Raw genomic sequence first — 11,615 nt, 5'->3', positions numbered from 1 at the left:
AGCATGGGGCGGGCCCGCGCGCTTCGCGCGGCGAGTGTGCGCGGATCGGCGCAACCCGGTCACCCGTGCGCGTCGTCCGGCTTGCCGGGCGGCGTGGCGTCTGGATCGGCGGCCGCCGGGCGGCCCGGCCTCGACCAAGGCCACTGGCGGCCGGAGCCCGTGCGGCCCGTGGGGTCGTAGGTGTACTTCCAGCGGGCGAACCGCAGCCCGCCCCGGGCGTCCCGGGGCTCCCTGCGGTACACCAGGACGGTGGGCGGGCCGCCGTCCGGGGCCGGCACGGGGATGCGGTACGTCTTCGGCGGGTGCCCGGTCATCCCGACCAGGACGGGCAGCACACGTCCGTCCATGGGGCCGCCCTCGAAGGGGGTGTCTTCGCTCTTCACGGCACCAGTGTCGGCGATCGGCGCACCGGGTCAGAGCTCCGCCGCGAGGGACGCGACCAGCGCGGCGGACTGCGGGTCGCGGCGCGCGGTGACCGTCAGCACGGCGAGGAACTGCTCCACCAGCCACTCCCGCAGCTCGTCGCGGGGCGGCTGTTTGCCCTCGTCCAGCCAGATCAGCGAGGCCGCCTCCACCGCCGTGATCCACATCCGTACGGTCATCCGCAGCCGGGGGCCCGGCGCGGCGACGTCCAGGTGGCTCATGATGTGCTCGGCGGCGGCCCGCCGGACACCGTCCACGATGCCCGAGGTCTGCGAGGTCTCGACCACGCTGCCGCCCCGCAGCAGGGCGCTGAAGCCGGTGTCGTGCTCGTCGACGAAGGCGAGGTAGCGGTCCAGGGCGCGGGAGAGCCGGGCCAGCAGCGGACCCACCCGGGGCTCGTCGAAGCACAGGCGCAGCTCGTCGGCGGCGGAGCCGAGCGCCGCCTCGTAGAGCTGCTGCTTGCCGCCGGGGAAGTACCGGTACACCAGGGGCCGTGAGACCCCGGCCTGCTCGGCCACGTCGTCCAGGGAGACCTCCTCCGGGGGCCGGTGCGCGAAGAGGACGAGCGCCGCGTCCAGCAGTTGGACGCGGCGCTCCTCGACGCTGAGGCGGCGGTAGGCGGGAGTGGAGGCCTGCGGGGTCATGAACCGCAGCGTATCCCGCCCAACCGGGCGCCCACGCCTGCCCGTGGAGCGGACCGGCCAGACCGGGCCGGCAGCCCGACCGGGCCGCCAGACCCGACTAGGCCAGCAGCCCCGACGAGCGCCACAGCTTCCGGCCGACGCCGCGCAGGACGCCGATGTCGTCCAGGAAGTCCGTCAGGCGCTTCGCGCCGGTCTGCATGATCTCCTTGCGGTGGCCGCTGGCCTTGACCTGCGCCAGGGCCTCGCGCTTGTCGAGGCCGACGTTCGCGTAGACCTCCGGGTTGATGAAGGCGATGGAGAAGACGCGGGCGAACTCCCCCGAGGTGACCCGCGTGAACTCCTGCGACCACTTCGGTGCCGTCACCATCTGCCGGCGCAGCTCCTCACGGGCGTACCGCACGTGCCGCGCCTCCTCCACGACGTGGATGCGCGTGACGCCCCGGATCAGCGGCTGGACCCGCTCGTCCGGGAAGGTCAGCCGCTGCATCCAGTCCAGGACCTCCTCGCCGAGCAGCGTGGCGGTGAAGGAACCGGGCGTGGTGGAGATCGTCTTGAACAGGCGCCCCAGGTGCTGGTGGACCGGGCTCACCGGGTACCACGGGGTCCCGCCGCGCGATATCAGCCGGGCGAACATCTTCGAGTGCCGGCACTCGTCCTCTATCTCGGTCAGCGCGTACCGCACGTGCGCGCTCGTCGCCGACTTGTCGTAGATGTGCCGGACCAGGAGCTGCATCAGGATCAGCTCGAACCAGATGCCGAGCGAGGCGAGCGCGGCGGCCTCGTGCTGGGAGAGGAGGATGCGCTGCTCCTCGCTCATGCGCTGCCACATCGGGGTGTCGTACAGCGACACCAGCTCCGGCGGCCAGAACCACTTGCCGTCCTCGAACGGCGCGTCCCAGTCCAGCTCCTTGTCCGGGTCGAAGGAGTGCTTGGCGGACGAGTCGAGCAGCCGTTCGGCCACCTGCTCCCGGTCCTTGAGCAGGCCGAGCGCGTCGCGCAGGCCCTCGAGCGCGTCGGCTTCCGTCAGCGTCGTCATGGCTGTGTCCCACCTCGTCGAACGGTTCGTGTTACCCGCGGTCACTCCAGCGTGCTGCGTCTTATGAGACTGCTTGTCAGCAAGCTCGTCAATCCCCTGCGCGGAACTTGTTGACCGCGAGTAAAGGAGGGGTTGGTCGTCAACCGTCCGGCCCGGGCCCGCCCGACGGAGCGCACCGTCGCTGTTCGTGCTGGGTACGCCGGCCATGTCCGTCGGACTCCGGCACATGGGAGCGACCATGAGCGCCGCACGTGACTACGGGCCGGACGACGACTCCCAGGAGCGAGAGAAGGAGGGGCCGCCAGTCGTGTACACCTGCGAACCCGACCTGGCCACGGACACCTGTGGCCTCCTCGCCGTCATCAACCGCCGGCCGTCGGAGATGCCGCCCCCGGGCCCGCTGCAGAGAGCACCGCCTCCATCACCGCCCGCGCGATCGGCGCCGCCAGCCCGCCCCCGCTGATGCCCTCCCGGTCCGCCGGCGAGCCCTCGACCACCACCGCGACCGCGACCTTCGGCTCCACGTCCCCGTCACCGCGCGCCCAGGAGACGAACCACGCGTACGGCGTCCCGGAGTTGCCCGCCCCGTGCTGGGCGGTGCCGGTCTTGCCGCCCACCACCGCACCCGGGATCGCGGCCCTCTCGCCGGTGCCGTTGTCCACGACGCCGGTCATCAGCTCCTTGAGCAGCGCCGCCGTCGAGGGACGCATCACCTCCCGGGAGGGACGCGACCCGGCCGCCGCCACCAGGCTCCCGCCCGCCCGCACCGTGCGCTCCACCAGGTACGGCTGGCGCACCTGGCCGCCGCCCGCCACCGCCGCCGCCACCATCGCCATCTGCAGCGGCGTCGCCCGGGTGTTGTACTGCCCGATCGAGGACAGGCCGAGCTGCGCCCGGTCCACCGCCGTGTCGAAGGTGCTGCGCGCGACGGGGAAGGGGACCCGCAGCCCGTCGTCGTTGAAGCCGAAGGCCTCCGCCATGGCCGTCATGCCGGGCACGCCCACGTCCACGCCGAGCTTGGCGAACACCGTGTTGCAGGACCACTCGAACGCCTCCCGCAGCGAGGCGTCGCGGCACCCGTCGGACTCGTTGGTCAGCTTCGTCCGCGTCCCGGGCAGGGTGTACGGGTCGGGGGAGCGGGTCGGCGCGTCCAGGTCGCGGACCACCCCCGCGTCCAGCGCCGCCGCCGCGGTGACCACCTTGAAGGTCGACCCCGGCGGATAGGTCCGGCTCACCGCCCGGTTGAGCATCGGCTTGTCCGGGTCGGCGTTGAGCCGGTTCCAGGTGCGGGTGGCGGCCGCGCTGTTGCCGGACAGCGACTGGGGGTCGTAGGAGGGGGTGGAGACCAGGGCCAGGACCCGGCCCGTGGCCGGCTCGATCGCGGCCACCGCCCCCTTGCGCCCCCCGAGCCCCTCGAACGCCGCCCGCTGCGCGGCCCCGTCGATGGTCGTCACGACGTCGCCGCCCGGGTTGTGGGCGCCCGTGACCTCGTTCCACAGGGGCAGCGGCGCGAGCATCGGGTCGGCGCCGGACAGCAGTCCGTCCTCGGCGTGCTCCAGCAGCGTCGTCCCGTACGCCTGCGAGGCGAAGCCGGTGACCGGCGCGTACATCGGCCCGTTCGCGTACGTCCGTTCGTAGCGCAGGTGCTCGCCCGTGTCCCGGGAGCCGGTGACCGCCTTGCCGCCGACCAGGATGTCGCCGCGCGGCTGCTGGTAACGGGCGATGTCGGGGCGGCGGTTGGCCGGGTTGTCGTCGTACTCCGGGGCCCGGACGATCTGCACCCGGGCCGCGTTGACCACCAGGGCGAACAGCAGCAGGGCGCAGAAGAGGGCCGCGTGCCGGATGTTCCGGGTCACCGGACCCGCTCCCCGCTCACGGCTCCGCCCGCCCGCCGGCCTGGCTGCGGGCCGCGTGGCTCACCCGGATCAGCAGCGCCACGATCGCCCAGTTGGTGACGACGGAGGACCCGCCCTGCGCCAGGAACGGCATCGGCATGCCGGTCAGCGGGATCAGCCCGGTCACCCCGCCCGCGATGACGAACACCTGGAGCGCCACGATCGAGGAGAGGCCGACCGCCAGCAGCCGCCCGAAGGGGTCGCGGGCGCCGAGGCCCGCCCGGTAACCGCGCTCCACCAGCAGCCCGTACAGCAGGAAGACGGCGGTCAGGCCGAGGAAGCCCAGCTCCTCCCCGGCCGTGGCCAGGATGAAGTCCGACTTGACCGCGAAGCCGATCAGGACCGAGTGGCCGAGGCCGAGCCCCGTGCCGGTGACCCCGCCCGCCGCGAACGCGAAGAGGGACTGGGCCAGTTGGTTCGGGCCGTGGCCCGCCTCGATGGACGCGAAGGGGTGCAGCCAGTCCTCCACCCGGCTGTGCACGTGCGGCTCCAGCCAGCCCACCGCCACCGCGCCCAGCGACGCCAGCAGCAGACCCACGGCGATCCAGCCGGTGCGGCCGGTGGCGACGTAGAGCAGGACCACGAACAGGCCGAAGAAGAGGAGCGAGGTGCCGAGGTCGCGCTCCAGGACCAGGACGCCGACGCTGACCAGCCACACCGCGAGGATCGGGCCCAGCAGCCGCCCGGTGGGCAACTGCAGCCGCCACACCGTGCGTCCCGCGTACGCCAGTGCGCTGCGGTTGGCGGCCAGGTAGGCGGCGAAGAACACCGCGAGCAGCACCTTGGCGAACTCGCCGGGCTGGATGGAGAAGTCCGCGATCCGGATCCAGATGCGCGCGCCGTTCACCGCCGGGAAGAAGATCGGCACCGTCAGCAGCGCGAGCGCGGCGGCGACGCACACGTAGGCGTAGCGCTGCAGGACGCGGTGGTCGCGCAGGAGCAGGACGACCACGATGAACAGGGCGACCCCCAGCGTCGACCACACGAGCTGGGCCGGGGCCGCCCGGTCTCCCGGCGTCTCCAGGTCGAGCCGGTAGATCAGCACCAGGCCGAGGCCGTTGAGTAGCACGCCGATGGGCAGCAGCAAGGGGTCCGCGTACGGGGCGCGCAGCCGCACCGCCAGGTGGGCGAGGAGGGCGAGCACCCCGAGCCCGGCGCCGTAACCGGCGGCGCCGGGCGGGAGGGCGTCGTGCTGCGCGAGTCCGACGTTGCAGTAGCCGAACACCGACAGCAGGACGGCCAGCAGGATCAGCGCGAGTTCGACCCCCCGGCGCCGGGGGAGTCGGGCGACGGGAGCGGGGGTGTCCGCCTGTGCCACGGTGAGTCCGGTTCCGGTTCCGGCCTTGGTCATGTCCGGAACTTACCCACATGGTGGGATCTGCGCGGCGGCTGGTTCAGCACCAGCGCGGCGCGGGGCCGATGTTGTCGATGTAACGGGCCGCGCCCCAGGCCCAGGTGCCGTCCGTGAGCAGGTACCAGAGGGGGTTGCCCCGGACCTTCGAGCCGGGCGTCTTGCAATGGATCGAGACGACCTCGCCCCGGCGGGCGTAGCGGATGACGTCCGCGCCGCGGCTCGGCGAGGTGCGCAGGGCGAGCCGCTCGGCCGTCACGACGCCGCGGTAGCGGCCCTGCTCCCGGCGGCCGTCGTCCCCGCCCCGCGCGTCGCCGCCTCCCCCTCCGTCCGCGCCGCCGGTGACGGCGGGCACGGCGTCCGCCTCCGCACCCCGGCCGTCGTGCGCGACGGCGGGTGCGACGGCCAGGGCGGCGGCGAGCGCGCAGGCCGCGAGGACGGTGGCGAGGCCGCGGACCAGGGGGAAGCGCGCGGCCGGTGCGGACAGGTGCGGCATGGGAGTACCTCCCGGGAACGAACGGGTCTTCAGGTGACTAACCGCCACATTAGGAGCGCCCCCGCAACACCGCCCGCCGCACTGAGCCATCGGGGCCGGCACGCCGCCGGAGCGGCGGGCGGGGCCGGTTTCGGGGCCGGTGGGGCCGGTTGAGGGCCGGTGGGACCGGTTCAGGGCCGGTGGGGCAGCGTCAGCCGGGCCAGCGCCCCGCCGCCCGGCGGGTTGGTGAACTCCAGCCGCGCCCCGAGCACCTCGGCCTGCCCCAGCGCGATGGTCAGCCCCAGACCGTGCCCCTTGGTCCCGCCTTCGGTGCGAAAGCGCTGCGGCCCGTGCGCGAGCAGGTACTCCGGATAGCCGTCCCCGTGGTCCCGCACGGTGATCACCGCACCGTCCACCGTCAGCACCACCGGCCCCCGCCCGTGCCGGTGCGCGTTGGCGACCAGGTTGCCCAGCACCCGCTCCAGGCGCCGCCGGTCGGTCTCCACCCGTGCGTCCCGCACGACGTCCACCCGCGTGTCGGTGCCCGAGCCCCGCACCACCCGCCGGGCCAGCGAGCCCAGCTCCTCCGGCTCCGTCTCCAGCCGCTCCCGCCCGCTCTCCAGCCGGGAGATCTCCAGCAGGTCCTCGGTGAGCGTGCGCAGCGCCGCCACCCGGTCGCGCACCAGCTCGGTGGGGCGGCCCGGCGGCAGCAGCTCGGCCGCCGCGTGCAGACCGGTGAGCGGCGTACGCAGCTCGTGCGCCACGTCGGCGGTGAAGCGCTGCTCGGCCAGCAGCTTGCCCTGCAGCGACGACGCCATGGAGTCCAGCGCGGCGGCGACCGACGCCACCTCGTCCTGCGCACGCGTCGGATCCTGTGCGCGCGGATCGCCGACCCGCGCGTCGAGGTCGCCCGCGCTGATCCGCCGCGCCACCCGCGCCGTCGTGTGCAGCCGCCGCGTCACCCGCGTCACCGCGAACGCGCCGACCAGCAGCGTCGCCCCGATCGCCAGCCCCGACGCCCACACCAGGGTGCTGTCCAGACCCTCGATGGTGGCCCGGGCCTGGGAGTGGTCGATCCGCACCGCCAGCGCACGGCCGCCGTCGGCGGGGCCCGCCGCCCACATCGTGGGGCGCCCCTCGTACTCGGCGACCATCGTGCCGCGCCGCCCCGACGCCGCCAGCTCGCGCAGGCGCCGCGGCAGCCCCGGCGGATCCACGCCGGCCCCGCGCCGCAGCGGGTCCCCGGCCTCGTAGGACTCCGTCGCGTCCCGCAGCCGGGACAGGGCGGCCTCACGCGCCTGGCCGACGGTCCGGTCGGTGACCGAGACGTGCACCAGGACGCCGAGCAGCGCGGCGAGCGCGCAGCACATCACGGTGATGAAGACGGCCGCCCTCACCGCCAGCGGCCCGGCCCACCGGGGGAGGGCGAGCCTCACCGGGCGCTCGCCGGGGGCGACGCGGAGGCGGGCGCGGACGGCGACGGCGACGGGGACGCGGACGGACGCTTCGTGTGCCGTCCGCCGTCGTCGGTGCGCAGCATCTCGTCGCTGGTCAGCAGCATGGCCCGCTGGTCGGGGTCCCAGGTCCACCGCAGCCGGTACTCGTAGCCGGCCACCTCCGAGGGCGAGCGGACGATCACCGTCCGCCCGGCCAGCTCGACCGCGCTCACGGCGTCCTGGTACGACATGACCCGCACCAGCCGGTCCTTCTCCACGGTGTACACGCGTACGGCGGTCAGCTTCTCCGGCAGCAGCCGGAACCCCAGCGTCATCTCGGGGCGCCCGTCGCCGGTCAGGTCGCGGTAGTACGGCCGCAGCACCGGGCAGCGGCCCTCCGCGTCCCCGGCTCCCTCCGGGCCGCAGTCCGCCATCCGCCGGGACGTCTCGCGGTACGGCGCCTTCGCGCCCGCGTAGTCCTCCGGGTGCGCGGCGATCTCGGCCCGCACCGCGGCCACCGGGTCCACCCCGCGGATGTCTCCGCCCGGCACGGCGACGCCCTCGACCACCGCGTGCTCCACCTCGCCGATGTCGTACGCCGGACTCGACGCCGGTGTCAGACCGGGCCAGAGCTTCGCCGGATTGCGCGCGGGGGGTGTCGACCCGGCCGCGCGCAGCCCGCCGGTGTCCCCGCAGGCGGCCAGCGTCCCGGCGGCGGCCGCGGTCGCCAGGAGCAACGCGAGGGCGGCAAGGACGCGGGCGGGGCGCCCGCGGCGGCTCGGGAGCACTGCACTCCTGGGGTCGGGACCGGCGATCGGCGTCTGCGGGGCAGCGGGCGTCGCCGTACGCGTCTTCGTACGGAAGGCCATTTTGCGCGCGCACCGGCCCGCCGGGCTACTCGGCCAGGTCCTCCAGCAGCCGCACGGTGGCCAGACCCGCCCGCAGGTAGGCCACGAACAGGTCGTTGTGCAGCGCCCACGGCGAGCGCCCGGCCCGGACCAGCCGTATCGCCTCCTCGGCACCGCGGCCCCGGCGCATCAGCGTGTGCGCGACGACGAGACCGGAGCGGTTGTAGCCGTGGTAGCAGCGGACGAGCACCGTCCGGCCCCCGTCCAGCGCCTCGTCCGCCGCCTCCGCCAGCCGGATCACCCCGGCGAGCTGCGTGCCGTCCAGGGGGCCGTCGGGGATGGGCCACACATGGTGCTCGACGCCCTCGCCGGGGCCGTGCCCGGGCAGCCGCAGCAGCGTCTGCACGAGGTCGAACTCGTCCCGCACTACGGCGGACTCCAGCCGTCCGGCCGCCCCACGGAACTGGTGCCCGCCCATCCACAGACCCGGCACGATCTCGTCCCACGGCCGGTCCGGAGCCGGCACGTCCGGACCTTCCCCACGGGTTCGCACAGGCACCTCCCGAGTCCTGCCCAGGGCTTGCCCGGTCCCACTCGAAGGTAACCGGGTCCTTGCCCCGGCAGCACCCCTCCTGGTCCCATGGACAGGGGTGTTGTGCGTGGACGGACTGCGCGTCGTACCGACCCGGCGGCACGGCCGGGAACGGCTCTACGTCTGCCTTCCCGGCGGCGGGAACGTCGCCTGGTACGACCGTGAGGCGGCCCGCGTCAACCTGCTGCGCGACGACCGCCGGGACGAGGTGCTGCGGGCCCTGGCCCCCTTCCTCACCGGCCCCGTGGCCGTCGGCCCGCCCCCGGTCCCGACCCCGGCCGAGCTGGCCCGGCTGGCCCTCCACCCGGACGACGACCTCGCCCCCAACCGGCCCGGCGAGGCTCTCCTGGTCGCCCTGGAGCGCGAGCCCGCACCGGCGCACCGGCTGCGTCCCGACCCGCGCCGCCGGGCGCTGGCCGCCGAGCGGGCGACGGGGGAGGCCCTCGACCTCCTCGACGGCGCCGGCTGGCACACCCTGCACTCCCTCCCGCTGCCCGGCGGCGACCGCGTCCACCACCTGCTGATCGGACCGGGCGGCCTCTTCGCCCTGCACGTGCTGCCCGCCCGCAGGCACCGGGTGCGGGTCGCCGACCCCATGGTGACGGTGGGCCGCGGCGCGCCGCTTCCCCTGCTGCGCCGGGTCCGTGCCGACGCCGACCGGGCCTCGTACGCCCTGACCGCCCAGGTGCGTCCCGTCCTCGTCCTCGTCGAACCCGCGCGCGTGAGCCTCACCGCCCCGCCGTGTTCCGTGCGCGTCCTCACGGACCGGGAGCTGCCGGAGCTGGGCCGGACGGGCGGCGTGCTGAAACCGGCGGAGGTGGAGTCGCTGCACGCCGTCGCCCGGGACCGCGCCACCTGGGCCCGCCTGTGACCGGCGTCCGCACTCAGGGCAGTGCCGCCGCCCGCCCCCGGTCGAAGAGCGGCGCCAGCAGGTCGCCGTAGTCCGCCACCCGGGGCCCCACGTCGCCGGTCCGGAAGACGAACTGCTCCGCCCGCCCGCACCCGGCGACCTCCTCCCACGTCACCGGGGTGGACACCGCCGGCACGTCGCGCGCCCGCACGGTGTAGGGGGCGGCCGTGGTCTTGCGGGCGGCGTTCTGGCTCCAGTCCACGAACACCTTCCCCGGCCGCAGGCTGCGCGTCATCCGGTGCACCACCAGCTTGGGCAGCGCCTTCTCCGCCTCCACCGCCAGCGCCTTCGCGTACTCCGACACCCGCTCCGACGAGGCCCCCCGCACGCCCGCCAGCAGGTGCAGGCCCTTGGCCCCCGACGTCTTGGCGTACGCCTCGACACCGTCGGCCGCCAGCCGCTCCCGCAGCCACAGCGCGACCTCGCAGCACTGCACCACGGTCGCGGGCGCCCCGGGGTCCAGGTCGAACACCAGCCGGTCGGCCTCGCCGGGGTCACCGGCGGTCCACTGGTGGGTGTGGAACTCGGTCACCAGGTTCGCCGCCCACATCAGGCTCGCCAGGTCCTGCACCAGGACCATCCGGGCCGGACCCGCCGAGCGCGGCACCTCGGCGGTGGTGACCCACTCGGGCGTACCCGGCGGCACGTTCTTGGTGAAGAACACCTGGCCGTCCGGGCCGTCCGGGTACCGCAGGAAGGAGACCGGACGGTCCCGCAGGTGCGGCAGCAGCACCCCGGCGGTCGTCGCGTAGTAGTGCAGCAGCTCGCCCTTGGTGAGGCCGGCCGCGGGATACAGCACCTTGTCCAGGTTGCTGAGGGCCACCCGCCGCCCCTCCACTTCCGTCATCGGCGCCATACCATGACAATCTCATGAAACAGTGACGAAACGCCCGAGAGGAACGGTGCTGCACGTGCGATCCATCTGGAACGGCGCCATCTCCTTCGGCCTGGTCAGCATCCCGATCAAGCTGGTGAACGCGACCGAGAGCCACGCGGTCTCCTTCCGCCAGATCCACACCGAGGACGGCGGCCGGATCCGCTACCGCAAGGTGTGCGAACTGGAGGACCGCGAGGTCACCCAGGCCGAGATCGGCAAGGCCTACGAGGACGCCGACGGCGCGATGATCCCGATCACCGACGAGGACCTCTCCCAACTGCCGATCCCGACGGCCCGCACGATCGAGATCGTGGCCTTCGTGCCCGAGGACCGCATCGACCCGCTCCAGATGGGCTCGGCCTACTACCTCGCGGCGAGCGGCGCCCCCGCCGCCAAGCCGTACACGCTGCTGCGCGAGGCGCTCAAGCGCAGCAACCGGGTCGCGATCGCCAAGTTCGCGCTGCGCGGCCGGGAACGCCTCGGCATGCTCCGGGTCGTCGGCGACGCCATCGCGATGCACGGCCTGCTGTGGCCGGACGAGGTCCGGGCCCCCGAGGGCGTCGCCCCGGAGGGCGGTGTCACCGTGCGCGACCAGGAACTGGATCTCGCGGACGCCCTCATGGACACCCTCGGCGAGATCGACCTGGACGACCTGCACGACGAGTACCGGGAGGCCGTCGAGGAGGTCGTCGCCGCCAAGGCCGCCGGGGAACGGCCCCCGGAGTCCCGCGAGGAGGCCGCCCCCGGCAAGGTGCTGGACCTGATGGCCGCCCTGGAGAACAGCGTGCGGGCGGCCCGGGAGTCCCGCGGGGGCGAGGGCGGCGGCCCCGACGAGGAGGCCGAGGTCAGGTCCCTGCCGCAGCGCGAGACCGCCTCCCGCCGGACGCCCAAGGAGACCGGCGGCAAGAAGTCCACCTCCACGGCCGCGAGGAAGACGGCGAAGAAGGCGGAGCCGAAGAAGTCGACGGCGAAGTCCGCCGCGTCCGCGCCCGCGAAGAAGACGGCGGCCAAGGGCACCGCCAAGAAGGCCGCGGGACGGAGCACGGCCAAGGAGAGTGCCAAGGGCACCGGCAGGAGCACCGCCAAGAAGACGGCGTCCCGCAGGCGCAGCGCCTGACGCGCGGACCC

General features: G+C 74.4%; 12 protein-coding genes. 2 read left to right on the top strand and 10 right to left on the bottom strand.

Going from position 1 to position 11,615, the window contains the following annotated elements:
* Positions 1-59: 59 nt before the first annotated feature.
* The 9 genes from IG88_RS0120995 to IG88_RS0120955 all read right to left on the bottom strand — a co-directional run bounded on the left by IG88_RS0120995 (position 60) and on the right by IG88_RS0120955 (position 8,661).
* Positions 60-383 carry a hypothetical protein gene (locus tag IG88_RS0120995; RefSeq protein ID WP_031043314.1) on the bottom strand — a complete coding sequence of 108 codons (324 nt, stop codon included), beginning with the start codon at positions 381-383 and terminating at the stop codon, positions 60-62.
* A 30-nt stretch (positions 384-413) separates the two neighbouring features.
* Positions 414-1,067: a TetR/AcrR family transcriptional regulator gene (locus IG88_RS0120990; RefSeq protein WP_031043310.1), complete on the bottom strand. Its 654-nt coding sequence runs from the start codon at positions 1,065-1,067 to the stop codon at positions 414-416.
* A 97-nt stretch (positions 1,068-1,164) separates the two neighbouring features.
* Entirely contained in the window at positions 1,165-2,103 is a 939-nt protein-coding gene (locus IG88_RS0120985) for an AurF N-oxygenase family protein (RefSeq protein ID WP_031043309.1), read from the bottom strand.
* 362 nt (positions 2,104-2,465) lie between these two features.
* Positions 2,466-3,959, bottom strand: coding sequence for a penicillin-binding transpeptidase domain-containing protein (locus tag IG88_RS0120980; protein ID WP_051851994.1), 1,494 nt, complete (start codon positions 3,957-3,959; stop codon positions 2,466-2,468).
* A gap of 16 nt (positions 3,960-3,975) precedes the next feature.
* Entirely contained in the window at positions 3,976-5,349 is a 1,374-nt protein-coding gene (locus tag IG88_RS0120975; RefSeq protein WP_031043305.1) for an FtsW/RodA/SpoVE family cell cycle protein, read from the bottom strand.
* Positions 5,350-5,392: 43 nt separating this feature from the next.
* Positions 5,393-5,845: an SH3 domain-containing protein gene (locus IG88_RS0120970; protein ID WP_031043301.1), complete on the bottom strand. Its 453-nt coding sequence runs from the start codon at positions 5,843-5,845 to the stop codon at positions 5,393-5,395.
* 170 nt (positions 5,846-6,015) lie between these two features.
* Positions 6,016-7,260: a sensor histidine kinase gene (locus IG88_RS0120965; RefSeq protein WP_031043298.1), complete on the bottom strand. Its 1,245-nt coding sequence runs from the start codon at positions 7,258-7,260 to the stop codon at positions 6,016-6,018.
* The gene (locus IG88_RS0120960) at positions 7,257-8,048 is read right to left on the bottom strand and encodes a hypothetical protein (protein WP_031043296.1); all 792 of its coding nucleotides are present in this window, start codon (positions 8,046-8,048) and stop codon (positions 7,257-7,259) included. The genes IG88_RS0120965 and IG88_RS0120960 overlap by 4 nt, the downstream gene beginning before the upstream one ends.
* 106 nt (positions 8,049-8,154) lie before the next feature.
* On the bottom strand, positions 8,155-8,661 hold the full coding sequence (locus IG88_RS0120955; protein WP_037836330.1) for a protein-tyrosine phosphatase family protein: 507 nt from the start codon (positions 8,659-8,661) through the stop codon (positions 8,155-8,157).
* A 106-nt stretch (positions 8,662-8,767) separates the two neighbouring features.
* Here IG88_RS0120955 and IG88_RS0120950 point away from each other — a divergent pair, with 106 nt between their 5' ends.
* Positions 8,768-9,571, top strand: a complete 804-nt coding sequence (locus IG88_RS0120950; protein ID WP_031043291.1) for a hypothetical protein — start codon at positions 8,768-8,770, stop codon at positions 9,569-9,571.
* A 13-nt stretch (positions 9,572-9,584) separates the two neighbouring features.
* Here IG88_RS0120950 and ligD read toward each other — a convergent pair whose 3' ends face one another.
* Complete coding sequence (gene ligD / locus IG88_RS0120945; protein WP_031043289.1) at positions 9,585-10,466, bottom strand: non-homologous end-joining DNA ligase; 882 nt, start codon at positions 10,464-10,466, stop codon at positions 9,585-9,587.
* 55 nt (positions 10,467-10,521) lie between these two features.
* Here ligD and IG88_RS0120940 point away from each other — a divergent pair, with 55 nt between their 5' ends.
* Complete coding sequence (locus tag IG88_RS0120940; RefSeq protein WP_031043287.1) at positions 10,522-11,604, top strand: Ku protein; 1,083 nt, start codon at positions 10,522-10,524, stop codon at positions 11,602-11,604.
* The last annotated feature ends 11 nt before the right edge of the window (positions 11,605-11,615 follow it).

This window comes from Streptomyces sp. NRRL F-5650 (assembly GCF_000721365.1).
In the GTDB taxonomy this organism is placed as follows: Bacteria; Actinomycetota; Actinomycetes; order Streptomycetales; family Streptomycetaceae; genus Streptomyces; species Streptomyces ardesiacus.
This window is presented reverse-complemented; position numbering and strand designations above follow the sequence as displayed.